22 protein-coding genes are annotated in these 23,942 nt (G+C 69.3%); 5 read left to right on the forward strand and 17 right to left on the reverse strand.

Annotated elements, in window-relative coordinates:
* Positions 1–39: 39 nt before the first annotated feature.
* Positions 40–2,469 carry a hypothetical protein gene (locus A5663_RS10120; RefSeq protein WP_068147604.1) on the reverse strand — a complete coding sequence of 810 codons (2,430 nt, stop codon included), beginning with the start codon at positions 2,467–2,469 and terminating at the stop codon, positions 40–42.
* Positions 2,466–3,272, reverse strand: a complete 807-nt coding sequence (locus A5663_RS10125) for an NUDIX hydrolase (RefSeq protein ID WP_068147607.1) — start codon at positions 3,270–3,272, stop codon at positions 2,466–2,468. Before A5663_RS10125 ends, A5663_RS10120 begins: the two co-directional genes overlap by 4 nt.
* Positions 3,273–3,357: 85 nt before the next feature.
* Between A5663_RS10125 and A5663_RS10130 the strand changes: the two genes are divergently transcribed.
* Both A5663_RS10130 and A5663_RS10135 read left to right on the forward strand, forming a co-directional pair.
* Positions 3,358–4,794, forward strand: a complete 1,437-nt coding sequence (locus tag A5663_RS10130; protein WP_068147610.1) for a CCA tRNA nucleotidyltransferase — start codon at positions 3,358–3,360, stop codon at positions 4,792–4,794.
* A 52-nt stretch (positions 4,795–4,846) separates the two neighbouring features.
* The gene (locus tag A5663_RS10135) at positions 4,847–5,344 is read left to right on the forward strand and encodes a pullulanase (protein ID WP_068147613.1); all 498 of its coding nucleotides are present in this window, start codon (positions 4,847–4,849) and stop codon (positions 5,342–5,344) included.
* A 9-nt stretch (positions 5,345–5,353) separates the two neighbouring features.
* Here the strand turns inward: A5663_RS10135 and A5663_RS10140 are convergent, their stop codons facing one another.
* Both A5663_RS10140 and A5663_RS10145 read right to left on the reverse strand, forming a co-directional pair.
* Positions 5,354–6,130, reverse strand: coding sequence for a TIGR03084 family metal-binding protein (locus tag A5663_RS10140; protein WP_068147789.1), 777 nt, complete (start codon positions 6,128–6,130; stop codon positions 5,354–5,356).
* 10 nt (positions 6,131–6,140) lie between these two features.
* Positions 6,141–7,427 (reverse strand): MFS transporter, encoded by a 1,287-nt coding sequence (locus tag A5663_RS10145; RefSeq protein WP_068147616.1) that lies wholly within the window; start codon positions 7,425–7,427, stop codon positions 6,141–6,143.
* A 113-nt stretch (positions 7,428–7,540) separates the two neighbouring features.
* Between A5663_RS10145 and A5663_RS10150 the strand changes: the two genes are divergently transcribed.
* The gene (locus A5663_RS10150; protein WP_068147619.1) at positions 7,541–8,146 is read left to right on the forward strand and encodes a YqgE/AlgH family protein; all 606 of its coding nucleotides are present in this window, start codon (positions 7,541–7,543) and stop codon (positions 8,144–8,146) included.
* Here A5663_RS10150 and A5663_RS10155 read toward each other — a convergent pair whose 3' ends face one another.
* Positions 8,147–8,503, reverse strand: coding sequence for a hypothetical protein (locus A5663_RS10155; protein WP_068147621.1), 357 nt, complete (start codon positions 8,501–8,503; stop codon positions 8,147–8,149).
* A 70-nt stretch (positions 8,504–8,573) separates the two neighbouring features.
* Entirely contained in the window at positions 8,574–9,575 is a 1,002-nt protein-coding gene (locus tag A5663_RS10160; RefSeq protein ID WP_068147625.1) for an LpqN/LpqT family lipoprotein, read from the reverse strand.
* 177 nt (positions 9,576–9,752) lie between these two features.
* Here A5663_RS10160 and leuS point away from each other — a divergent pair, with 177 nt between their 5' ends.
* Positions 9,753–12,593 (forward strand): leucine--tRNA ligase, encoded by a 2,841-nt coding sequence (gene leuS, locus A5663_RS10165; RefSeq protein WP_068147628.1) that lies wholly within the window; start codon positions 9,753–9,755, stop codon positions 12,591–12,593.
* 45 nt (positions 12,594–12,638) lie between these two features.
* On the opposite strand, the gene A5663_RS10170 is transcribed toward leuS, so the two are convergent.
* Positions 12,639–13,307 carry an SDR family oxidoreductase gene (locus A5663_RS10170; protein WP_068147633.1) on the reverse strand — a complete coding sequence of 223 codons (669 nt, stop codon included), beginning with the start codon at positions 13,305–13,307 and terminating at the stop codon, positions 12,639–12,641.
* A gap of 53 nt (positions 13,308–13,360) precedes the next feature.
* Between A5663_RS10170 and A5663_RS10175 the strand changes: the two genes are divergently transcribed.
* A complete protein-coding gene (locus A5663_RS10175; RefSeq protein ID WP_068147792.1) occupies positions 13,361–14,701 on the forward strand; it encodes an amylo-alpha-1,6-glucosidase in 1,341 nt (446 codons plus the stop codon).
* A gap of 4 nt (positions 14,702–14,705) precedes the next feature.
* Here the strand turns inward: A5663_RS10175 and A5663_RS10180 are convergent, their stop codons facing one another.
* The 10 genes from A5663_RS10180 to A5663_RS10225 all read right to left on the reverse strand — a co-directional run bounded on the left by A5663_RS10180 (position 14,706) and on the right by A5663_RS10225 (position 23,901).
* Positions 14,706–15,152: a MarR family winged helix-turn-helix transcriptional regulator gene (locus tag A5663_RS10180; protein ID WP_068147636.1), complete on the reverse strand. Its 447-nt coding sequence runs from the start codon at positions 15,150–15,152 to the stop codon at positions 14,706–14,708.
* A gap of 55 nt (positions 15,153–15,207) precedes the next feature.
* On the reverse strand, positions 15,208–15,942 hold the full coding sequence (locus A5663_RS10185) for an amino acid ABC transporter ATP-binding protein (protein WP_068147639.1): 735 nt from the start codon (positions 15,940–15,942) through the stop codon (positions 15,208–15,210).
* Positions 15,942–17,711 carry an ABC transporter substrate-binding protein/permease gene (locus A5663_RS10190; protein WP_068147793.1) on the reverse strand — a complete coding sequence of 590 codons (1,770 nt, stop codon included), beginning with the start codon at positions 17,709–17,711 and terminating at the stop codon, positions 15,942–15,944. The genes A5663_RS10185 and A5663_RS10190 overlap by 1 nt, the downstream gene beginning before the upstream one ends.
* A gap of 49 nt (positions 17,712–17,760) precedes the next feature.
* Positions 17,761–18,438 (reverse strand): GntR family transcriptional regulator, encoded by a 678-nt coding sequence (locus A5663_RS10195; protein ID WP_068147642.1) that lies wholly within the window; start codon positions 18,436–18,438, stop codon positions 17,761–17,763.
* Positions 18,439–18,510: 72 nt separating this feature from the next.
* Positions 18,511–19,311, reverse strand: coding sequence for an LLM class F420-dependent oxidoreductase (locus tag A5663_RS10200; protein WP_068147645.1), 801 nt, complete (start codon positions 19,309–19,311; stop codon positions 18,511–18,513).
* 39 nt (positions 19,312–19,350) lie between these two features.
* A complete protein-coding gene (locus A5663_RS10205) occupies positions 19,351–20,250 on the reverse strand; it encodes an alpha/beta fold hydrolase (RefSeq protein ID WP_068147648.1) in 900 nt (299 codons plus the stop codon).
* Positions 20,251–20,346: 96 nt separating this feature from the next.
* Entirely contained in the window at positions 20,347–21,423 is a 1,077-nt protein-coding gene (locus tag A5663_RS10210) for an inositol-3-phosphate synthase (protein ID WP_068147651.1), read from the reverse strand.
* Positions 21,424–21,460: 37 nt separating this feature from the next.
* Positions 21,461–22,015: a PadR family transcriptional regulator gene (locus A5663_RS10215; RefSeq protein WP_068147653.1), complete on the reverse strand. Its 555-nt coding sequence runs from the start codon at positions 22,013–22,015 to the stop codon at positions 21,461–21,463.
* A 123-nt stretch (positions 22,016–22,138) separates the two neighbouring features.
* Entirely contained in the window at positions 22,139–23,002 is an 864-nt protein-coding gene (locus A5663_RS10220; protein ID WP_068147656.1) for a DUF1707 domain-containing protein, read from the reverse strand.
* 23 nt (positions 23,003–23,025) lie between these two features.
* Positions 23,026–23,901 carry a thioesterase family protein gene (locus tag A5663_RS10225; protein WP_231976746.1) on the reverse strand — a complete coding sequence of 292 codons (876 nt, stop codon included), beginning with the start codon at positions 23,899–23,901 and terminating at the stop codon, positions 23,026–23,028.
* Positions 23,902–23,942: the final 41 nt, after the last annotated feature.

Below are 23,942 nucleotides of genomic sequence, written 5' to 3' on the forward strand. Positions count from 1 at the left end.
GGGGTGGGCGGCGCGGGGGCCGTTGCGGCCCGGCGCTGTTCACCGCGTGCCCCCGCGCGCGCCGGTGCCCTTGCGTCCGGACCGGTCCAGCGAAGCGTCGGCGATGTCGTCGTCGTAGCGCAGCGCCACGTCGAGCGGGTCGGGACGATGGGGGTCGGCTTCTAAGTCGGCGCGGTCCGGTTGGCCGCGGAACCGGTGCCACAGCCGGCGCCCGGCGAGCAGCACCAGCACTGCACCGGCGGACAGGGTGATGAAGAACAGCACCTTGCCGTAGGCGTTGGAGTGCACCGAAAGGCGCACCGGTTCGCCGAGCGGCAGGCCGTCGGCGGTGCGCAGCGCCACGTCCACGGCGAACCGCTGGGTGAAGTGCACCTCGATCGGGACCCGCAACGGCAGATAGCCGGGCGGCAACTCGATCTCGCCCATGTCGGTCACCGTCATCCCGGGTGGCGCGTCGACGTGCAGGCGCACGCGGATCGGCACCGGCAGGTCGTTGCGCAGTGCCAGCGGCAGCGGGCTGTGTTCGGTCGCCAGGGTGTAGGAGCCGCCCGGGTTGACGATGGTGACCGCATTGGAGATGTCGTCGACAGTGTGGCCGACGGTCGTGAGTCGTTGCTGCGCAAGGCCGTTGCGCGCATCGGGTGGCACCGACTGGCTCAGCGCGCGCAGCATGTCCTCGCGCAGCGGCGCGGTGTAGCCGTACCCGGTCAGTCCGGTGCGCGCATCGGTGGTCAACGCCGCGGTGAGCCGCCACACTCGCGCGGTGACCGCGGAGATGCCGGAGACCACGGCGTCGTCGAACCGGGCGTCCGGATTGCCCAGCTTGTCACCGGGCATCGCCGCCGCGTCCTGCGGTGGGATCGCGTTGCTCTCGGCGATGACCGCAGGCAGCGGCCGAGGCTGCGCAAGGCCGGCGTTGATCGCGGTCGCCACGGCGGTGAACACCGCGCGCGCGTCGTCGGGCTGCAGGCTCCACGCCAACGGCGGCATGAGGAGCTGAGTACGCGGCGCGACGTCGGGGTTAAGCCCCCGCCACAGCACTGCGCCGAGAGCGTCCTGACGCCGGGCCACCACCGAGTCGTGGTGCAGCGGGACGTGCAGGGAATGTTCCAGATACGCCGGGGCCACCGGGTCGGCGCCGGTCCCCGCCAGTGCGGCGCCGACGGCCGCATCGAACGGCGCGGCGACGACCTGCGGCGTGTAGCGCACCGGTCTGGTGTCGGCGATGCCGGCGGCGTCAAAGGTGGCGTTCGGAGACTCCGATCCGGCCGCAATCGCGACCGTCGGGCCGCCCTGGTCGGACAGCAACCGCACAGCCGGACCGGTCAGCGGTCCGTCGCCGACGAGGCTGGCGCCGCGCACCGAGACCACGCCGAGGATCTGGTCGACGATGTCGCCCGCGGAGACAGTCGCGATCCTGCTCAGTCCGGGATCGCCGACGCGGCGCAACGCGTCGAGGTCGGCCTGCGCGTACGTGGTCGCGACGACGCACATCCGCGGCGCCAGCGCCTTGAGCCGGTTCAGCCACGCCACCGCGGCGTTCTGGCCGGCACCGGGCCGGGTCGGAGTTCCGGGCCCGCTGTCGGTGCCGATGTTGACGACGTAGCCGGCCGTCATCGCGTTGACCGTGACGAGCAGATCGGGGTCGACGGCAAGGCACGTCGCCGCGCGCACCCGTCCGTCGGGGTCGACCTCCGGGCTGGTGGCGAACTCGGCGGCCGACAGCAACGTGTCGAGCCGTCCGTTGGCGGCCAGCGACGTCGCGAGGTCGTCGTCGGTCAGCCGGACCGGCGTGGCGCCGCCGGGTGCACCGGCCGCCAGCCGGGGGCGGTCCGCGATCGGCCACAGCAGCGTCACGGCCACCGGTTGAGAGGTGTCGGGCGGTTCGACCGCGGCCACCGCCTCCGTCGAGCCCGCCGCCGTCTCCTGCGGTACGCCGAGCACCGGCAACAGGAACCGGGCGGCGTCGAGGCGGGCGGGCTCGCCGTAGTCCGGGGTGCCGTTCACGTTGACCATCACCGGGTACACCCCGGGCTTGGCGATGTCGAGCGACGGCTGGCCCGACGCGCGCAGCGGATACGACAGGTTGAACGGAACCTCTTGTCCCCGAGCCAGTTCCGGGGTGAGCGTGACGAAATCTCCGACCGGTTCGAACTGGTCGACGTCGCCGGTGAGGTTGGTTCGCAGGCCGCTGGACGTCCGGACCGCGGCGGCGTGCTCCAGCCGCACCACCACGTCGCGCACCGGCCGGTCGCCGACGTTGCGCACGACGCCGGTGACGGTCACGGTTGCCTCGCTGGTGGTGGTCACCACGTCCGGGTTGACGCGGTCGATGCGCACCTGCAGGAACGGGTTGGCGGCGGGTTCGCCGGTGGCGGCGCGCGGCAGTGCGACCGGAACGGCGCCGAGCGCAACCAGCAACAGCGCGGCCAGCAGGCGCAGCAGCACGCGGGGTGCCGTCGGGCTCACGGGCCCTGTCCGCAGCCGTTCGTCCGCCGGCCGGGCTGGTGCTGAGCGCGTTCGTCGGGGCGACGGTTGCGAGTGTGCGAATGCGTCTGGGGCCGGCGCCTCGGCGAGGAGTGGGGAAGCGGCGGCAGCGCGGCGGGACCGTCGGCGTGCAGCTTGTCGATCAGTTCGCCGGCGACCTCGGCGAGCCGGCGCTCGTCGGCGTAGGCCAGCCGCTTCGGCAGCTCTTTGAGCGGCACCCAGGCCACCTCGGTGACCTCGACGTCCTCGTCGGACAGCTCACCGCCGAGGAATCGCATCAGATAGTGGTGCACGGTCTTGTGCACGCGCCGGCCTTCGGTGACGAACCAGTAGTCGATGCTGCCCAGCGCCGCGAGGACGCTGCCCTGGATACCGGTCTCCTCGGCGACTTCGCGGATCGCGGTCTGCTCCGCCGTCTCGCCCATCTCGATGTGCCCCTTGGGCAGGGACCACAGCATCCGGCCGCGCCGGTCGATGCGCCCGATCAGCGCCGCGACCTGTCCGTCCTTGGGGCCGTCGATCCCGTCGATGACCAGTCCGCCGGCCGAGGTCTCGTGCACGGTCCGCAGCCGGTCCGGCGGTCGCCGCGGCCGGGACTTCTTTGCCTGCGCGGGCTGGCCGTCGGTGCTTCCGTTGAGTGCGGCGTTGGCGCGGTGCGCACCCGGGACGGGGTGGGGGACGGGGCGTGTCGACTGGTCGGAGGCCGCTTCGGGCGGACCTGCCGCGCGTCGGCCGCGGCGACGCCCCCGGCGCCGTCGTGGTTTGGCCTGCTCGCCGTCCGACACCCAAGCGATAGTAGCTGCCACCCACTTTCGCTCCCGCCGCACTCACCGGTCGTGACAGAGCCGTATCCGATTAGGCTGTCCGAACGTGCCCGAAGCCCCGACCGACGCCGAACTGCTTGCCACCGCGCAAGTTGCGCTGAACCGCCATGGCGGGGTGCTGCGCGAACTCGGCCGGCTGTTCGCGTCGGCCGGTCACGAGCTGTACCTCGTCGGCGGCAGTGTCCGCGACGCCCTGCTCGACCGGCCGCTGACGGATCTCGACTTCACCACCGACGCCCGGCCCGAGCAGATGCAGAAGTTGCTGCGGCCGTGGGCCGACTCGCTGTGGGACACCGGCATCGAGTTCGGCACGCTCGGCGTCGGCAAGGATGAGCTGCGGCTCGAGATCACCACCTACCGCGCCGACAGTTACGACCAGGTGTCGCGCAACCCGGAGGTGCGCTTCGGCGACAGCCTCGACGACGACCTGAGGCGCCGCGACTTCACCGTCAACGCGATGGCCGTGCGGGTGACCGCCGACGGGGCCACCGGGTTCCACGATCCGCTGAACGGATTGGCCGCGCTGCGCGCGAAGACGCTCGACACGCCCGCCGGGCCGGAGGTGTCGTTCGGCGACGATCCGCTGCGGATGCTGCGCGCGGCGCGGTTCGTCTCGCAGCTGGAGTTCACCGTCGCCCCGCGGGTGCTCGAGGCTCTGGTGGAGATGGCGCCGCAGCTGAGCCGCATCACCGCGGAAAGGGTGGCCGTCGAACTGGACAAGCTGCTGCTCGGCACCGACCCGGCCGCGGGCATCGACCTGATGGTGCAGACCGGGCTCGGCGACGTCGTGCTGCCGGAGGTCGGTGCGATGCGGATGGCCATCGACGAGCACCACCAGCACAAGGATGTCTACTGGCATTCGCTGACGGTGCTGAAGCAGGCGATCGCACTCGAGGACGACGGCCCTGACTTGGTGCTGCGCTGGGCGGCGCTGCTGCACGACATCGGCAAGCCCGCCACCCGCAGGCACGAACCGGACGGCGGGGTGAGCTTCCATCACCACGAGGTCGTCGGCGCGAAGATGGCCCGCAAACGGATGCGCGCGCTCAAGTATTCGAAGCAGATGGTCGACGACGTTTCCCAGCTGGTGTACCTGCACCTGCGGTTCCATGGTTACGGCGGCGGCAAGTGGACGGACTCGGCGGTGCGCCGGTACGTCACCGACGCCGGCCCGCTGCTGGGAAAGCTGCACAAGCTGGTGCGCGCCGACTGCACCACCCGAAACAAGCGCCGCGCCGCGCGGCTGCAGGCCAACTACGACGACCTCGAGCACCGGATCGCCGAGCTGGCCGAGAAGGAGGATCTCGCCCGCGTGCGGCCGGACCTCAACGGCAACGAGATCATGGAGATTCTCGGCATTCCGGCCGGCCCGCAGGTGGGCGAGGCCTGGCAGTACCTGAAGGAGTTGCGCCTGGACCGCGGCCCGCTGTCGCGGGAGGAAGCGGTGGGCGAACTGCTGGCGTGGTGGACCGCGCGCGGCTGACCGTCGAAGGGCCGCGCGGAACCGTTCGCGGGCGTGCCGCGTCTGAACGGGTATGGACTACTGCCTCAGTGACGGCGACGGAACGGCGACGGTGTGGTCCGCCGCGCCGGATGTGGATGTGGACGGCGACGGGTCCTTCGACGCGGTAGGGCTCGACTTCGACGATGACGGGCTGATCGACGACGCGATGGCCGACCTCGACGCCGACGGGCACGCCGAATACCTGGTGCGCGACGTCACCTCCGACGCCGACGGGGCCGCGTACTTCTCCGACGACGGCACCGGCACGTGGACGGTCAGCGTTGACCGCGGCGGGCAGCTGCGGTGGTTCGGTCTCGACGGCGTCGAACAGTTCGGCGGGCCGCTGGTCGACCTCGAGGGCGACGGGCAGGCCGATGACCGGTTGCTCGATGTCAACGGTGACGGGCTCGCCGACCGGGCGCTCGGCGGGGGATCTGCATTCGTCGACACCGATGCCGACGGCCGGTGGGACGTGAAGCTGACCGACAGCGACGGCGACGGCCACGCCGACGGCGCCGACGAGCTCTGACCCTGCGCGCTATGAGCGGCCGGGCCCCGGCGGGCCGGCGAACGCCTGCGCGATGCCCAGCCAACGCTCGGCATCGGAGCCGACCGCAAGCACGTCCAGCGTCGACCGGCGCCGACGCTGGGTGACCAGCATGCAGAAGTCCTCCGCCGAGCCGGTCACCCGCTGCCCGGCGTCCTCCGGGCCCCACGACCACGTCGACCCGTCGGGTGCGATCAACTCGACGCGAAACGGCTCGGCGGGCGGCTGGAGCCCGTTGATGACGAACGAGAAATCCCGGGTGCGCACCCCGATATGCGCAATCGAGCGCAGCCGCGCGGTGGCGGTCCGTTGCACACCGAGCGCATCGGCGACGTCGAGGCCGTGCGCCCACGTCTCCATCAGCCGGGCCGTCGCCATCGACGCCGCACTCATCGGCGGCCCGAACCACGGCAGCTTTCGCCCGTCGGCCACAGTCAGCAGTTCGGCGTGCAGCCGGGCGCGCGTGTCCCGCCAGTCGGCGAGCAGCTCCTCGGGCGGCACGGCGGCCAAATCCTCGGCGCCTGCGTCGACGAAGCCGGCCGGGTTCTTGCCCGCCTCCTCGAGCAAGGCGGCGAACCCCGCTTCGTCGGTGACGGCGGTCAGCGCGACGCGATCGGTCCACAGCAGATGAGCGATCTGGTGCGCGACCGTCCAACCCGGCGCCGGGGTCGGCTCGGCCCAGCGTGCGACGGGAAGGTCGGCGACGATCGCGTCGAGTTCGTCGCTCTCGGCGCGGAGGTCGGCCACCATCGGCGCGGCACCAGCCATGCCCGTCACCTTAGCCCGGCGTCGACGACGCCCGCCTGGCGATCGCCGCGTGCGCCGCCAGTCCGGCGAGGTACACCCCGACGCCCGCCAGCGCGAGCGCCGGCTGGTGTCCGTCGGGCGGAATCACGCTCGCCGCCAACGCGATTGCGGTGATGAACGCCATCCAGAACAGCGAGTCTTGCACCGTGAAGACGTGGCCGCGCAACGCGTCGTCGACGTCGAGCTGCATCGCGCTGTCGGCGCACAGCTTGACGACTTGGCCCGCCATGCCGAGCAGGAAGCCGCACGCCACCATCATCGCCAGTTGCAGACCCGAACCGGCGAGCTGGATCAACGCGGCGATCGCCAGCGCGGCGTTGGCGGTGGCGTACCGGCCCCAGCGTCGCACCGCCACGGGCATGACAGCCGCCGCGATGAACGACCCGATGCCGGTGGCGGCGACGAACAGCACCGCCGTACCCAGGCCCGCGACTTCTTGAGTGTCGGTATGGCGCACCATCACCAGCACCAGCAGGCTGTTGATTCCGAACGCCATGCGGTGCGCGGCCAAGCCGGCCAGCGTCGCAGCGACGGTCGGCACCGCCGCGACCGTGCGGATGCCGTGCACCCAGCCGGTGGCCACCGCGTAGACGACCGAGCCGTGGATCGCGCGCACGCTGTCGTCGGGGCCGAGCAGGTGCGGCGGGAAGCGCCACGCCAGCCACAGCGCCAACGCCACCGGAACGGCGACGATCAAGATGATCGCGGCGGCGCCCGCGTCGTCGGCGCCGAACAGCCAGCGGGGCAGCAGCATGAAGTTGGCGCCGAGGAAGGCGGCCGCCGCGCCCGTCGCGGTCGCGACCGAGTTCATGCTGACGACCTGCTGCCTCGGCACGACGTGCGGCAGCGCCGCCGACAGCCCGGAGGAGACGAACCGGGTGAACCCGTTGACGATCAGCGCGCAGCACAGGATCGGCAGATCGCCGGCTCCGACTTCGAGCAGCGCCGCGACGGCGAACACCAACGCCAGCCGGCCGCCGTTCGCCCCGACCAGCACCAGGCGGCGATCCCACCGGTCGAGCAGCGCACCGGCGAACGGCCCGAGCAGCGAGTAGGGCAGGAACAGCACGGCGAACGCCCCGGCGATCGCCCACGGTTCGGCCGCCCGCTCCGGATTGAACAGGATCGCGCCCGCCAGCCCCGCGGCGAACAGGCCGTCGCCGAACTGGCTGACCGCCCGGAGTTCCAGGAGCCGCCAGAAGTCCGGCAGCTCACGCACCGAACGCCAGACGGCGATGGGCGCACGCAGATCGGTCACGGGAGATTCACGTTCCTAGACGGTTCGGATCGGGACCGCATCCACAGTACAAATATCGCGGCGGGGTCCGCGCTTGCCCGCCACGAGGGCGGTCACGGTGCCATTATGGTCAGGTGGCGCAGTCAGAGGACCCGGAGGACTTCATCGCTCCCGCGGCGCCGCGCGTGCGGGCCGGGACACTGCTTCTCGCCAACACCGATCTGCTGGAGCCGACGTTTCGCCGCAGCGTGATCTACGTCGTCGAGCACAACGACGGCGGCACGCTCGGCGTGGTGCTGAACCGGGCGAGCGAGACCGCGGTGTACAACGTGTTACCGCAGTGGGCGAAGCTGGCCGCCAAGCCGAAGACGATGTTCATCGGGGGACCCGTCAAGCGCGATGCGGCGCTGTGCCTCGCGAGCCTGCGCGCGGGGATGGAAGCCGCCGACGTGCCGGGTCTGCGGCACGTGCAGGGCCGCATGGTGATGGTCGACCTCGACGCCGACCCGGACACCATCGCGCCCGTGGTCGAGGGCGTACGGATCTTCGCGGGCTACTCGGGTTGGACGATCGGCCAGCTCGATGGCGAGATCGAACGCGACGATTGGATTGTGTTGTCGGCGTTGCCATCTGACGTTCTCGTCGAACCGCGCGTCGACCTGTGGTCGCGGGTGCTGCGCCGCCAGCCGTTGCCCCTGTCGTTATTGGCGACCCATCCCATCGACGTGAGCCGTAACTAGTCAGCTGCAGGACAGCGTGCACCCGGCGCACGCGCCGCCGCAGCCGCCGGAACTCGCCGCTGCGCGCTGCGCATCGGCTATTGCGACGGCCTTGGCGCTCTGCCAGCATCCGGTCGCCACCGTGCCGACCGCGCCGAGCACACAGACGATCAGCACGACGACGGCGATCCTGGGTTCGGCCACGAGCGCGACACCGCCGCCGGCGGCGAGCATCGTTGCGGCCGCGAGCTGCGTGGGGGCAACCGAGCGCAGTACCGCCCGCACAGGGTCACCGGACGGCGGACGGCGCAGCAGCCACCCGCCGAGTCCCGCGGTCACGGCGGCGGCGCACAGGCAGAGCACCGCGGCGATGAGCATGAGCCAAAGGATACGAGGTGTGGGGGTTTGGGGCGTCCCCCGGGCGCCAGGCTTCGCCCGGGGGACAGGCTCAGCTCGGCAGGCCCAGCGCTGCCGCGGGCGGGGCAGCCGCTACGGCGGGCGCGGCCGGTGCCGCAGGTGCAGGCGCAGTGCCGGGGACCGGTGCAGCGCCGGGGACCGCTGCAGCGCCGGGGATGGCCGCCGGCGGCGTCGCGGCGGGCTGCCCGGGCACGCTGACCCGGAACCCGTTGACGATCGCGTCGGTGGCGTCCGCCGCCGGGACCACCTGGTCGACGCTCGTCGTCACCGACAGAGACACCAGGTACCTGTCCGGGCCGACGGTCGCGATGACGTGGCGGCGCGAGGTGTTCAACGTCATGTTGTTCTCGCGGTAGGTGCCCTCGATCAACGCCGACGGCATACCGCCGAAGTCGGCGAGCGAGGCGTCGGTCGAGCGCCAGGCGGGCAGCTTCGCGCTGTCGATGAAGCCGTGGCTGATCGCCTCTTTCGGGTCGAAGTCGCCAACCAGCTTGTACACCACCACCTGCGCGTTCGACGTGTAGAGGCCGTTGCCGCCCACCCGGTCGGCGATCACGGCGAACGCGTCGGGCACGTTCGGATCGGGCACGTGCGCCCAGCCGCGCGGCATCGGCAGCACGATGTTGAGCGCCTTGAAGTCCCGGCTCGACTGCGGCTCGAGCCTGACACCCTTGCTGGCGAAGAACTCGGTCAGCGTGCCGGACGTCGCCGGTTGGATCGTGGCGACGGGCGGGGCGGGTGCGACCGGAGCGACCAGCCCGGGGGAGGCGGCCGCACCGGGGACGCCGGCGGTTGCCGGGGACGCGACGGAACCGGGGGCGGCAGCAGTGGCCGGACTCACACCCGGGTTGGCGAGAGCTTGCGCGTTGGGGGCGACCGTGACGGTCTGGGTGACCGTGGCGGGCGCGGGCAGCGGCGGTTGCGGGACGAGGGGTTCGGCCGATGCGGTCGTGCCCGCGAAGCCGAGGACGCCGGCGGTGGCGGCGGCCAGACCTGCGGCCAGAATCCGCCAGCGAGGGGCGATCTCGATCATCTGCGTCGGTCCTTCCGAACAGCACGTGGGAGGGTCAGGCGCTGACTGTATCCATCGTCGATCGTCGGCCACCAGCGTCGGAATCGAGCTGCAACAGTGTTCTGACATCCCTGCAACGGAACCGAGACCAACCCGTGGCCGGGCGAGCGTCCGGTCGGGTGCTTATACCCTGTTCACGTGACAGACGCGCCGACGACCGACACCCCGCAGCACCGCTACACCGCGGAGCTGGCCGGGCAGATCGAGCGCACCTGGCAGCAGCGGTGGGAGGAGGCCGGGACCTTCCACGTGCCCAATCCCGTCGGCAGCCTGGCGCCGGCCGATGGTTCGCAGGTGCCCGCCGACAAGATGTTCGTCCAGGACATGTTCCCGTACCCGTCCGGCGAAGGCCTGCATGTGGGCCACCCGCTGGGGTACATCGCGACCGACGTCTACGCGCGCTACTTCCGCATGACCGGCCGCAATGTGTTGCACGCCTTGGGTTTCGACGCGTTCGGACTGCCGGCGGAGCAGTACGCGATCCAGACCGGGACGCATCCCCGGATCCGGACCGAGGCCAACATCGTCAACTTCAAGCGCCAGCTGGGCAGGCTGGGTTTCGGCCACGACTCGCGGCGCAGCTTCGCCACCACCGACGTCGACTTCTACAAGTGGACGCAATGGATCTTCCTGCAGATCTACGACGCGTGGTTCGACGCATCGACCGGCAAAGCACGACCGATAGCGGACTTGATCGCTGAACTCGATTCCGGCGCAAGGGCTCTGGATGACGGCCGCGCGTGGGAATCGTTGCCGGAGTCGGAGCGCGCCGAGGCCGTCGACTCCTATCGCCTGGTGTACCACGCCGACTCGCTGGTGAACTGGTGTCCGGGGCTGGGTACCGTGCTGGCCAACGAGGAGGTCACCGCGGACGGCCGCAGCGAGCGTGGCAACTTCCCAGTGTTCCGCAAGCGGTTGCGGCAGTGGATGATGCGCATCACCGCGTACTCGGATCGGCTGCTCGACGATCTCGATGTGCTGGACTGGCCGGAGAAGGTCAAGACCATGCAGCGCAACTGGATCGGCCGGTCGACGGGAGCTGCGGTGGAGTTCGGGACCGAGGCGGGCGACATCGAGGTGTTCACTACCCGGCCGGACACGTTGTTCGGTGCGACGTACATGGTGCTGGCGCCGGAGCACGAGTTGGTCGATCGGCTCACCGCCGACGAGTGGCCTGCCGGTGTCGACGAGCGGTGGACGTACGGCTCGGCGACACCGGCCGAAGCCGTCGCCGCGTACCGCGCGGCGATCGCGGCGAAGTCGGACCTGGAGCGCCAGGAGAACAAGACCAAGACGGGTGTGTTCCTCGGCGCGTACGCGACCAATCCCGCCAACGGTCAACGGGTTCCGGTGTTCATCGCCGACTACGTGCTGCTCGGCTACGGCACGGGAGCCATCATGGCGGTGCCGGCGCATGATCACCGGGACTGGGACTTCGCGACACAGTTCGGGCTGCCGATCGTGGAAGTCGTCGCAGGCGGGGACATCTCGCAGGCCGCGTACACCGGCGACGGCCCGATCGTGAACTCCGACTATCTCGACGGGCTCAGCGTCGCAGTGGCCAAGGAAGAGATCACCACACGGTTGGCCGCGGCCGGCCGCGCACAGCAGCGCGTCGAGTACAAGCTGCGCGACTGGCTGTTCGCACGCCAACGATACTGGGGCGAGCCGTTTCCCATCGTCTACGACGCTGACGGCCGGGCGCATCCGCTGCCGGAGTCGGAGCTGCCGGTCGAACTGCCCGACGTGCCCGACTATGCGCCGGTGCTGTTCGACCCCGACGACGCCGACAGCGAGCCCTCGCCGCCACTGGCCAAGGCCACCGACTGGGTGAACGTCGAACTGGACCTCGGCGACGGGCTCAAGCCCTACACCCGCGACACGAACGTCATGCCGCAGTGGGCGGCCAGCTCCTGGTACGAGCTGCGCTACACGGACCCGCTCAATCAAGAAGAGCTGTGCGCCAAGGAGAACGAGGCCTATTGGATGGGTCCGCGCCCGGCCGAACACGGCGCCGACGACCCAGGTGGTGTCGACCTGTACGTCGGTGGCGTCGAGCACGCGGTGCTGCACCTGCTGTATGTGCGGTTCTGGCACAAGGTCCTCCACGACCTCGGACATGTCACCTCCCGCGAACCGTTCCGCCGCCTGGTGAACCAGGGTTACATCCAGGCGTTCGCCTACACCGACGCCCGCGGGGCATACGTTCCGGCCGCGGAAGTGGTTGAGCGCGAAGGCAAGTTCTACTGGGCCGGGCCCGACGGGGAAGTGGAGGTCTTCCAGGAGTTCGGCAAGATCGGCAAGAGCCTGAAGAACTCGGTGTCGCCCGACGAGATCTGCGACAACTACGGTGCCGACACGTTGCGGGTGTACGAGATGTCGATGGGCCCGCTTGAGGCGTCGCGCCCGTGGGCGACCAAGGACGTCGTCGGTGCGCACCGGTTCCTGCAGCGGGTGTGGCGGCTGGTGGTCGACGAGAACACCGGAGCGACCGGCGCGACGGACGACGCGATCGACACCGAGACGTTGAAGTTGTTGCACCGCACCATCGCCGGTGTCTCCGACGACTACGTGAACCTGCGCAACAACACCGCGGCGGCCAAGCTGATCGAGTACACCAACCATCTGACGAAGCAAGGCGTCACGGCGCGTGCGGCGCTGGAACCGCTGGTGTTGATGGTCGCGCCGCTGGCTCCGCATCTCGCGGAGGAGTTGTGGCGGCGGCTCGGCCACGACTCGTCGCTGGCGCACGGGCCGTTCCCGGTGGCCGACCCGCAGTACCTCGTCGAGGAGACTGTCGAATACCCGGTTCAGGTCAACGGCAAGGTCCGCGGCCGGGTGACGGTCGCGGCCGACGCGGACGCCGACGCGCTGGAGGCCGCCGCGCTGGCCGACGAGAAGGTGCAGGCGTTCATCGGCGGGGCGACGCCGAAGAAGGTGATCGTGGTGGCCGGCCGCCTGGTCAACATCGTCTTGTGATTTGTGCGTGAAAACGATCGCTCACCGAACGAAATCACTCACAAGTCACCCCCGCGGGCGGACGATGACCTCGTGTACGTGGGCGTCCGGCGGCGTGTGCACCGCGTCGGCGATCACCTTCGCGACGCTCTGCGGGCTCAAGAACCGCGACGGGTCGTACGAGCCGCCCTCGTAGGCGACCAGACCCTCCTGCATCTCCGTGGCGATCCGGCCCGGGTGCACCGACGTCACTCGCAGCGACGGCTCGTCGGCCCGCAGCGAGTCGGCGAACGACCGCAATGCGAACTTGCTCGCCGAGTACGACGCCAGCCCCGGCGACGCGTTGATGCCCGACCCCGAGTTGACGAACAGCACGTGTCCCCGCGCAGCCCGCAACGTGGGCAACAACGCCAGCGTAAGCGCAACGGCGCCAACAAGATTGACTTCCATGGTGGCGCGCCACTCGTCAACGGACGACTCGCTCACCCGTCCCGGATACGCCACGCCCGCGTTGTGGATCAACACGTCGAGCTCGACGATCGGTTCCACCGCGGCCTCGATGCTGGAGACGTCCGCGAGATCGACCGGCCATGTCGTCGCCCCGAACTGCTCGGCGACGGCGTCGAGCTCTGCCGACGGGCGCCCGGCCAGAAACAGCGTGTGAGTCTCTGCCAGCGCCGCCGCGATCGCCGCGCCCAGCCCTCGCGAGGCCCCGGTGATCATCGCGGTCGGCATGTCGAAACCCTACCGACCTGCGAGAGGGCGCCGGTCGTCGCATCATGGAACGGATGCCACCCGACCACAGCTTCGATCCGACCCAGCTCGCGGCCCGCGCCGCGTACCTGCTGCGGGGCAACGACCTCGGTGTGATGACCACCGCGGCCCCGCTCCTGTACCCGCACATGTGGAGCTGGGACGCGGCGTTCGTGGCCATCGGCCTGGCCCCGCTGAGCGTCGAACGCGCGGTCGTCGAACTCGACACGCTGCTGAGCGCGCAGTGGAGCAACGGAATGATCCCGCACATCGTGTTCGCCAATGGCGTGGACGGCTACTTCCCGGGCCCGGCGCGCTGGGCCACCTCCGCTCTTGCCGAGCACGCGCCGCGGCACCGCCACACCTCCGGCATCACGCAACCGCCGGTCCACGCGATCGCGGTGCAGCGCATTCTCGATCACGCCCGCACCCGCGGCCGCTCCACCCGCGCGGTCGCGGAGGCGTTCCTCGATCGCCGCTGGGACGACCTGGTGAACTGGCACCGCTGGCTGGCCGAAGCGCGCGACCCCCACAACCGCGGCCGGGTCACGCTGTATCACGGGTGGGAGTCCGGCATGGACAACTCGCCGCGCTGGGACAGCGCCTACGCCAACGTGATTCCGGGCAATGTGCCGGAGTATCAACGCGAGGACAACACGATCGTCACTGACGCCAGCCAGCGGCCGTCCGACCTCGAATACGACCGCTACCTGTGGCTGCTCGAGGAGATGAAGTCCGCCCGCTACGACGACGACCTGCTGCCGAAAGCCATGAGCTTCGCGGTCGAGGACGTGTTCGTCTCGGCGATCTTCGCGGTCGCGTGCGACGTGCTTGCCGAGATCGGCGAGGACTACGGACGCCCGGACGCCGACGTCCGCGAGCTTTACGAGTGGGGCGCCCGCTTCCGCCGCGGCGTCATCGACGCAACCGACGAAAGAACCGGTGCAGCACGGGATTACGACGTCCGCGCGGACAGGTGGGTGGCCACCGAGACGGTCGCGCAGTTCGCTCCGCTGTTGTGCGGCGGCCTGCCGCACGACAAGGAACGCGCGCTGGTGAAGCTGTTGGAGGGCCCGCGGTTCTGCGGACATCCGGACCTTAAGTTCGCCGGGATCCCCTCCACCTCCCCGGTCTCGCGGGACTTTCGCTCCCGTGAGTACTGGCGCGGCCCGGTCTGGCCGGTGATGACGTGGTTGTTCTCCTGGTGTTTCGCGCGTCGCGGGTGGGCCGAGCGGGCCAGGCTGCTGCGCCAGGAGGGGCTGCGGCAAGCCAGCGACGGCTCGTTCGCCGAGTACTACGAACCGTTCACCGGCGAACCACTCGGCAGTATGCAGCAGTCGTGGACCGCCGCGGCGGTGTTGGACTGGCTGGGCTGAGGCGCTATTCGGCCAGCCGCTCGAGCGGCGCGATCGCCTTGGTCAGCGTCTCGAGGTCCTCCGGGCTGAGCTTCGCCAGCAGATTGGCCAGGTGCGAGCGCCGGACCTCGAGCGCCTCCTGATGTTGCGCGCGCCCGTCGGGCGTGATGTCGACCAGCACCGCCCTCAGGTCGGACGGGTCGCGGGAGCGTTTGACCAGCCCCAACTTCTCCAATCGACGGATCGCCACCGTGGTCGTGGGTGTGCGTACGCGTTCGTGGGCGGCCAGGTCCGTCATCCGCATCGGGCCCTGCTCCAGCAGCGTCAGCAGGATGGACAGCTGGGCCAGCGTGAGGTCTCCGGCGTCGTTACGGGTGGTGTCGCTGCGCCGCAGGACCGAGAAAACCCGGGAGAGCACCCGTTGGAGCTCTCCCGACAGCTCTGCGACCTGCGGTTCTACGACTTCCGCCATAATTTCGGCAGTCTAACCTGTCTGTCGCTGCCACGATGCGTGACGAGCACGTAAATCACAGGACTTGCGAGAGGAACCGCTGCAACCGGTCGGTCTCGGCAGCGTCGAAGATTCGCTCCGGCGGGCCGGCCTCGACCACCTTGCCGTGGTCCATGAACACCACTGCGTCTGACGTCGACCGCGCGAAGCCCATCTCGTGCGTGACGACGACCATCGTCATGCCGGCCGCCCCGAGGTCGGCGATCAGAGCGAGGATTCCTTTCACCAACTCCGGATCGAGCGCGGAGGTGGCCTCGTCGAAGAACATCACCTGCGGCGCCATCGCCAGAGCCCGCGCGATCGCCACCCGCTGCTGCTGTCCGCCGGACAGCGTGGTGGGCCGCATCTCCGCCTTGTTGCGCAGCCCGACCCGGTCCAGTTCGGCCAGCCCGAGTTCGCGCGCCTCCTCGGCGCTGAGCCGTTTGAGTCTGCGCGGCGCCAGCGTCACGTTGTCCAGCACGCTGCGGTGCGGGAAGAGGTTGAAACTCTGGAAGACCATCCCGATGCGTTGACGCAACTCATCCGGATTGTCGGCGAGCACCGAACGGCCGTCGAGCAGGATGTCGCCGCGGTCGGGCTCGTAGAGTCGGTTCAACGTCCGCAGCAGCGTCGACTTCCCCGACCCAGACGGCCCGATCACCGCCGTGGTGCTGCCGGCGGGCACGTCGATGTCCACACCGCGCAGCACCGGGTTGGGTCCGAACGAGAGGTGAAGGTCACTGGCGCTCAACGACACTGGATCGAAAGCCATCAGATCATCTCCAGAGACGAGGACAATTCGAGCGGGTCCTCCTCGGTGGGCGGCCGGCCACGTCGCAGCCGATCGTCGATGAAGTTGACCAGATGCGTCAGCGGCACCGTCAACATGAGATAGAAGAGTCCTGCCGCGACCAACGGTGACAGGTTGCCCGTCTGCGCGTTGAGGTCGCGACCCACTTGGAACAGCTCCCGCTGATCGGCGACCAACCCCAGGAAGTACACCAGCGACGAGGCTTTCAGCAGCGAGATGAACTGGTTCATCAGCGCCGGCAGGACGCGCCGGACACCCTGCGGCACCACCACCAACCGCATCGACGTCGAGTACGAAAAGCCCAGCGCCCGAGCGGCTTCCATCTGACCCGGTTCGACGCTCTGGATGCCCGATCGGAAGATCTCCCCGACGTAGGCCGCAGCCATCAACCCCAGCGCGGCGATGCCCAGCGGATACGGGTTGTTTCCGGTCAGGCCGCCCACGACGGGGCCCACGCCGAGACCGATCAGCAGGATGATCACCACCTCGGGCAGCCCACGGAAGATGTCCGTGTACACCCGGGCGGGCCAGCGAAGCCAGCGATGCCGGGAAATCCCCGCGACGGCGAGGAGCATGCCCAGCACCAAACCGATGACGGCGGCGCTCACCGTGAGGATCAGCGTGTTGGGCAGTCCGGTCTGTACCAGGTCGGGGACCGCCTGCTTGTACAGGTCCCAGTCCAGGAAGGCGTCTTTCAGTTGCGCCAGTACGGATTTGGGCGCCGCCGCAGGTGCGGGCGCAGCGGGGTTCCCGGCGGCGATCGCGTTGAAGTCAGGTAGCTGCGGCACGGGTGCCGCCTTTGAGCCGGGCTTCCAGCCGGGCGGCAGCGCGCGCGGTACCCAGTCGGAGTACAGCCGAGCCCAGGTGCCGTCGGCGATCACCGCGTCGAGCCCCGAGTTCAGCGCGTCGATGAGCGGCCGGTTCTCCTTGGCGACGGCCCAGGCGACGAAATTGTCCAAGCTGAAGGTGTTTTCGATGATCTGTGCGGGGTCACCGGGCTGAACGGTTCCCGACGCCTGCTGCGACGGCGCCACCCACGCGTCGATCTGTCGGGTCTTCAAGCTGGTGTAGACGGTGTTGTAGTCGGGGTATTTGACCGGCTGCAGGTGCAAGGTCTCGATGACGTAGTTCTCCTGCACGGTGCCCTGCACCACGCCGACGCGCTGGCCGGGCGCCAGCTTGTCGAATCCGGTGATCGGCGAGCCGGTCGGCACGACGAGCGAAAAGTAGCCGAAGTCGTACCCGTTGGTGAATCCGACTGTGCGGCGCCGCGCTTCGGTGGTGGTGATCGACGACGACCCGACGTCGAAACGGTGCGACGCCACTTGCGCCAGCAGCGGCGAGAACTCGGTGCCGACGAAGTTGATCCGCAAACCCAGCTTGTCGGCGACCGCACGCAGCAGTTCGTTGTCGAAGCCGGTGAACTGGCCGGCGGAGTTGATGCAGATGCTCGGCGGCGCATCGGAGAGCGTGCCGACGGTCAAGGTGCCCGGCTGGCTCAGCCCCAACGCCTCGACGTTCACCGCCGACAGCGGTATGACACCCGCGGTGGTGTACCGGTCCTCGTCGGGCCCCTTCGCGGCCGCGGCGAGGTTGGTGGGCAGCGCGCTGGCGCTCGCGATACCGGGCGGCGCGCACTGGTCGACATTGGCGTGCGCGGGTCCGGCGAGTCCGGCCCCTATGACGAGCATCGCGATCAACACCACCACGGAAGTACGGAGAAGCCGCATGAACGGTGTCATCTGAGAAACGTATCGGTCTGTGGCGGCGCGGGCTCGGTCAGAACGCGACGGATGAGGCGCCGGCCGGGCGCAGCACCCCTCGGCGCACGAGTTCGGCGAGCATGATCCGGCCCATCGCCTCGCTGCGACCGGCACACGCCTGGCGCGCCGCGGCCTGATCGCCCCGGCCGATCGCGGCGGTCTCGTTCTCGTAGTACGGCAGCATCTCGTCGTGGTTGCTCAGGTACGTGACCCAGAAAGTGCGGGGGATGAAGGCTTGCACCGACCTGATCAGCGCCGCCAGTCGCGGCCCCGCATAGGCGTCGGTGAGCACGCTGCGGTACTGCCAGGCAGCCTCGTGAAACGCGCGGGACTCCCTGGTGCTGCGCAGCTGATTCGTCAGCGCGGTCAGCTCGTCGACGACACGCGAGTCCGAGTCGGCCGCAGCGCGCGCCGAGGAAACGCCGGTCAGCAAGCCGAGCAGCTCGTGGTGCTCGCGTACGAAGGCCTCGTCGAAGCGCTCGACGAATGCGCCGCGGTGATAGCGGGTGGACAGGATGCCGTCGTGTTCCAGCTGCACGACCGCCTCTTGGATCGGCACGCGCGACAGTCCGAGTTCATGCGCGATCTCGTTGCGGTCTATTCGATCACCCGACCGCAGCTTGCCGGTCAAGACCAGGTTCACGACGTGCGCGACCACAAGGTCTTTCTCCTTGACCCCATACTTCTTGGGCATAGGCGGGTACCCCCACGCGTGCGCACGCTGCGGCGCAAGTCTCTCACGCGGTCCGGCGCGCCGAAGCCGGTTTCAGCCGCGTTCGTTGAGACGACGGTCCCGCCACCGGACCAGCGCCTCGGCCTTGGACAGGTCGTAGTCGGGCCCGTTCACGCCGACGGTCAACAGCGTGATGCCGAGCTCGGCGAGCGCGTCGGCTTCGGCGAGCAACGCGTCGTCGCCCTTGCCCGAAACGCCGGCCGACCGCTCGATCGCCGACGGGTCGCGGCCGACGTCCGCGCAGTGGCCGGCCAGGATCTCGGCCTTGCGCGGGTACTTGGTGCTGTCGGAGAAGGTGTGCCAGATGTCGGCGTACTGGGCGACGAGCCGCAGTGTCTTCTTCTCTCCCTCGCCGCCGATGAGCACCGGAATGTCGCGGGTGGGCTGTGGGTTCAGCTTCTCCAGCCGCGACTCGATGCGCGGCATCGCCGCGGCGAGGTCGTCGAGCCTGCTGCCCGCGGTGCCGAACTCGTAGCCGTACTCGTCGTAATCCTTTTGCTTCCAACCTGATCCGACGCCGAGGATCAGACGGCCGTCGCTGATGTGGTCGACGGTGCGGGCCATGTCGGCGAGCAGTTCGGGGTTGCGATACGAGTTGCACGTCACGAGTGCGCCGATCTCGATGCGCGACGTCTGTTCGGCCCAGGCGCCGAGCATCGTCCAGCATTCGTAGTGGGCGCCGTCGGGATCGCCGTACAGCGGGAAGAAGTGGTCCCAGTTGAACGCGACGTCGACGCCGATGTCCTCACACCGTCGGACCGCGTCGCGGATGTGGCTGTACTTCGGGGAGTGTTGCGGTTGCAGTTGAACGCCGACTCGGATGGGGAAGCTCATGACCCAACCGTACGCACCGGCCGGCGTCCGCTACGCGCCCTACTCGGCGAGCACCGCGCGCAGAATGTCGATCAGCTTGCCGGGCTGGTCGCTCTGCACCGAATGGCCGGAGTCCTCGACGGTCTGGACGTCCTTGAAGCCCGGCGCGTTGCGCGCGAACTCGTCGGCGTCGTCGTCGTTGACGAAGAACGAGTTGGCGCCGCGTACCAACGTCGTCGGCACCGTGAGCCGCGGCACGTCGTCCCAGAGCCCCTCGAAGCCTTCGCCCTTGCGAATCGAGTCGTAGCGCCACGTCCAGGTGCCGTCGTCCAGCCGCTTGGCGTTGTGAAAGACCCCGCGGCGCAACGACTCCCGGTCACGGTGCGGCGCCGCGGCCACCGTCTTCTCCAGCATCGCGTCGAACGACGGGAACGTCCGGTCGCCCTGGACCAGCGCCACGGTGCCCTTCTGCGCCTCGGTCATCTCGGTGTGCCGCTCCGGCGCTGACGGCGTGACGTCGACGAGCACCAGTCGGCGCACCAACTCCGGCGCCTCGACCGCCAGCCGCAGCGCGGTCAGCCCGCCGAGCGACATTCCGACGACCAGGTCGGCATCCGGGGCGAGCGAGCGCACCACCGGTTCGATCGTGACCGCGTTGTGCTTGGGTCCGTAGTCGCCGTCGTCCCGCCATGCCGAGCGGCCGTGCCCGGGCAGGTCGATGGCCAGGGCCGGCTCGCCGAGCCCGACGATCACGGTGTCCCAGGTGTGGGCGTTCTGCCCGCCGCCGTGCAGGAAGACCACTCGCGGTGGCGCGTCACCGAACTTCAGCGCGCTGATCGGGCCCCTGTCGATGCGCTTGACCGCTGGCACCGTGTCGACGCCGGCTTGACGCGCGTTCTCCTCCATGAAGATGAACTCGTCGAGCGCGGCCAGCTCGTCGTCAGCAGAGATATCGCTCACGAAGCGACCCTATAGAACGCCGAGACCGACGAAATGGCGGCCCGAGGGCGCACAAATCCGCCCAAACGTCGGTTTCGGCGAAAAGCGAAAAGGAAGTCAGCCCTCGATGAAGCTTTCGAGCTGCACGCGTGCCACGTCGTCGGGGAGCTGCTTCGGCGGGCTCTTCATGAGGTAGGCCGACGCCGCCTCGACGGGGCCGCCGATGCCGCGGTCCTTGGCGATCTTCGCCGCGCGCACCGCGTCGATGATGACGCCCGCGGAGTTCGGCGAATCCCACACCTCGAGCTTGTACTCCAGGTTCAGCGGCACGTCACCGAACGCGCGGCCCTCGAGCCGGACGTAGGCCCACTTGCGGTCGTCGAGCCAGCCGACGTGATCGGAGGGCCCGATGTGGACGTCCTTGGTGTTGAACTCGCGCTGCAGGTTGCTCGTGACGGCCTGGGTCTTGGAGATCTTCTTCGACTCCAGCCGCGAACGCTCGAGCATGTTGAGGAAGTCCATGTTGCCGCCGACGTTCAGCTGCATCGTGCGGTCCAGCTGCACGCCGCGGTCCTCGAACAACTTGGCCATCACGCGGTGGGTGATGGTCGCGCCGATCTGGCTCTTGATGTCGTCGCCGACGATCGGCACACCGGCGTCGGTGAACTTCTTGGCCCACTCGGGGTCGGAAGCGATGAACACCGGCAGCGCGTTGACGAACGCCACGCCGGCGTCGATCGCGCACTGCGCGTAGAACTTGTCGGCTTCCTCAGAACCGACCGGCAGGTAGGACACCAGCACGTCGACCTCGGCGTCCTTGAGCGCCTTGACGACGTCGACCGGATCGGAGTCGGACACCTCGATGGTGTCGGCGTAGTACTTGCCGATGCCGTCGAGGGTCGGGCCGCGCTGCACGGTGACGTTGGTCGGCGGCACGTCGGCGATCTTGATGGTGTTGTTCTCCGACGCGAAGATCGCTTCGGACAGGTCGAAGCCGACCTTCTTGGCGTCGACGTCGAACGCGGCGACGAACTTGACGTCGCGCACGTGGTAGGGGCCGAGGCGCACGTGCATCAGACCGGGCACGGTGGCTGCCTCATCGGCGTCCTGGTAATACTGCACGCCCTGTACGAGCGACGACGCGCAGTTGCCCACGCCGACAATCGCGACCCGCACCTCTCCGTTTGATGCCATGACGACTTTCTCCCTCTTCCCTACTGGTCGGTGTTCTCTACGGCTGCACTGTGTTGTCTGAGCGCTGCTGGCTCAGGCGTTCCGCCGCTATCAACTCGTTGAGCCATTTCACTTCGCGCTCGCTGGACTCCAACCCGAGCTGATGGAGCTGCCGGGTGTATCGGTCGATCGAGCTACTGGCCCGCGCGACGGCTTCACGCAAACCCTCACGGCGTTCCTCTACCTGACGACGACGCCCCTCCAGGATCCGCATCCGGGCCTCGGCCGGGGTGCGGTTGAAGAAGGCGAGGTGGACGCCGAAACCGTCGTCGGAGAAGTTCTGGGGGCCGGTGTCGGCCACCAACTCGGCGAAGCGCTGCTTGCCTTCTTCGGTGAGTTGGTAGACGCGGCGTGCGCGGCGCATCTTCGGGGTGCCGTCCGGCGCCGCGTCCTCGACGATGAGTGCGTCGATCTGCATGCGCCGCAGCGCGGGGTACAGCGAACCGTAGGAGAACGCCCGGAAGGCGCCCAGCAGCCCGGTCAACCGTTTACGCAGCTCGTAGCCGTGCATCGGCGATTCCAGTAGGAGTCCCAGGATGGCCAACTCGAGCACCGAGACACCCCCTCCCCGAAATCGCAGCCCGCTCCGTTACGGCGGTCCGACACCTCGCACCATAGTATCGCGCCGATATATTCGGCGCGAACGACGGGTTACCGTACCGCGAACATCCGGACGTCAGCCGGGGTAGTGGATTTGCTTGACCGTGCCGTCGCCGGCCAGCGCGATGTAGCCGCTGCCGAAATCGCTGGAGACGTACACGTCGATGGACAGCGCGCCGGGTGTGGTCGGGTCGGTCGCCGGATCGATGGTGAGGTAGGTGTTCTCGACGTCGGCGGCCTTCATGCCCAGCGTCTCGGGGGCGCCGCGCAGGACGCCGACGACGGCCTTGGCGTCGAATTTGCTCAAGTCGACCTCGACGGCGTTGCTGGTCTTGGAACTCGAGGTCGGATCGTCCCACCCGCCGCGGTAGGTGTAGTTCAGCTCGCGCCGGTCCTCGGTCGGATCGGGCCGGGTCAGCGACGCGTAGTCCGGGTAGACGACGAGGCGGTAGCCGTTGGTGTCGCCGAACCGTTGTTTCATCTGCTCGATGAGCCCGGTCAGCCCGCCCAGCGAGTGCAACTGCTTGGGCGGGGTGAGCACCACCGGGGTGATGCCGTCGGACTTGGCGCCCGGGTCGGAGGTGAAGTTCAGCGGCGACGGGGTGTTGCCGTACAGGCCCCAGCCAATCGCGATGCCGAGCACCACCAGCACGGCGGCCACCGCGATTCGCAGGCCCCAGCCGTTGCCCGGCATCGGCAATCGCGGCTTGCGCAGCGTGGGGAGCTGCACCGGCGCGTTGTTGGTCTGCAGGTCGGACACCAGCGACTGCAGTTCGCCGAGCGTGGCGGCCGTGGTCGCGGCCTTCACCCGCTCGCCGTGTTCGGTCATCGACAGCTGACCTTCGCTCAGCGCGCTGTCGAGGATCTGGCATGTGTCGTTGCGGTCGCTGTCCTTCGCCCGCGTTCCAGCCGTCTGCCGTCCGGAGCCAGTCGCTGCCACGTCGATGATCGTAGAAGCAACGGTCAGCGGATGAGTCCCTGGGAAGTCAGAACCGCCAGCAGCGACCCGTCGTCGCTGCGCAGCGAGCCGTACGCGGAGACGCCTCCGCTGGCGACCGAGCCGCGCGCCTCCAGCAACCGCCACGCGGTCGACGGAACCAGGTGCGCGCCGGGCTGCCACACGAGGCTGAGGTCGAGGCTCAGCAGCCACGAGTCGACGAAGCCGCTGACCTTGCCAGGCGCGTCGAAGAGGTGGGCGTCGGCGTGCAGCACGTCGGCGACCTGTGGATGAGCGAGCGGGTCACCGGCCAGGGTGCCGGCAGCTGTGCGCACCCAGAGCGCCACCTCGGGCCGACGGTCCGCGAACTGGGTGAGGCCGGCCGGGTAGTCCACGCCGCGACGCTCGGCGAACCGCAGTGACGGGTACTCGTCGGCGATCCAGCCCAGCGACGGCAGCGTCGACGGGTCCGAAAGCGGCGTGGGGTAGCGCTCGAACGGGATCGGCGCGTCGACCGACGGCGGCCCGAGCCAGCCGTCGGCGAACCAGCTGTTCGCCATGAGGATCGTGCGGCCACGCTGCCGGACGGTGGCTTCGACGGCCGCAGCCGTGCGCCCGCCGCGGATGGTGCGCACGTCGAGTTCGAGCGGACCGGGAATGCCCGCCTCGACGAACGTCACCGACAACGACGCGGCCGCCAGGTGACCGCTGTGCTCGAACATCGCGGCGAGCGCGAGCGCGGAGGTGTAGCCGCCGAAGGCGCGACCGTCGAAGCACCAGTGCTCGGGAAGCTCGCGGGTGAAACAGCTCGCGCCCTCGGCGGCCGGTCCACCGTCGAGGGCGAAGTCGCGCCCGTGCAGCATGAAGTTCTCCTTGACTCGCCAGGCGGATCGCCAGATCACACACCATAGAGAAGGACCGGACAGTGCCGTCACGCTCCGGC

The organism is Mycobacterium sp. E740 (genome assembly GCF_001672895.1).
GTDB lineage: Bacteria > Actinomycetota > Actinomycetes > Mycobacteriales > Mycobacteriaceae > Mycobacterium.

What these genes read in the sequence shown, in the direction of transcription:
- A5663_RS10135 (WP_068147613.1), top strand. Translation starts at nt 4,847, where the DNA reads ATGGACTACTGCCTCAGTGACGGCGACGGAACGGCGACGGTGTGGTCC.
- A5663_RS10140 (WP_068147789.1), bottom strand. Translation starts at nt 6,130, where the DNA reads ATGGCTGGTGCCGCGCCGATGGTGGCCGACCTCCGCGCCGAGAGCGAC.
- A5663_RS10155 (WP_068147621.1), bottom strand. Translation starts at nt 8,503, where the DNA reads ATGCTCATCGCCGCGGTGCTCTGCCTGTGCGCCGCCGCCGTGACCGCG.
- A5663_RS10160 (WP_068147625.1), bottom strand. Translation starts at nt 9,575, where the DNA reads ATGATCGAGATCGCCCCTCGCTGGCGGATTCTGGCCGCAGGTCTGGCC.
- A5663_RS10170 (WP_068147633.1), bottom strand. Translation starts at nt 13,307, where the DNA reads ATGCCGACCGCGATGATCACCGGGGCCTCGCGAGGGCTGGGCGCGGCG.
- A5663_RS10175 (WP_068147792.1), top strand. Translation starts at nt 13,361, where the DNA reads ATGCCACCCGACCACAGCTTCGATCCGACCCAGCTCGCGGCCCGCGCC.
- A5663_RS10180 (WP_068147636.1), bottom strand. Translation starts at nt 15,152, where the DNA reads ATGGCGGAAGTCGTAGAACCGCAGGTCGCAGAGCTGTCGGGAGAGCTC.
- A5663_RS10185 (WP_068147639.1), bottom strand. Translation starts at nt 15,942, where the DNA reads ATGGCTTTCGATCCAGTGTCGTTGAGCGCCAGTGACCTTCACCTCTCG.
- A5663_RS10190 (WP_068147793.1), bottom strand. Translation starts at nt 17,711, where the DNA reads ATGCGGCTTCTCCGTACTTCCGTGGTGGTGTTGATCGCGATGCTCGTC.
- A5663_RS10195 (WP_068147642.1), bottom strand. Translation starts at nt 18,438, where the DNA reads ATGCCCAAGAAGTATGGGGTCAAGGAGAAAGACCTTGTGGTCGCGCAC.
- A5663_RS10200 (WP_068147645.1), bottom strand. Translation starts at nt 19,311, where the DNA reads ATGAGCTTCCCCATCCGAGTCGGCGTTCAACTGCAACCGCAACACTCC.
- A5663_RS10210 (WP_068147651.1), bottom strand. Translation starts at nt 21,423, where the DNA reads ATGGCATCAAACGGAGAGGTGCGGGTCGCGATTGTCGGCGTGGGCAAC.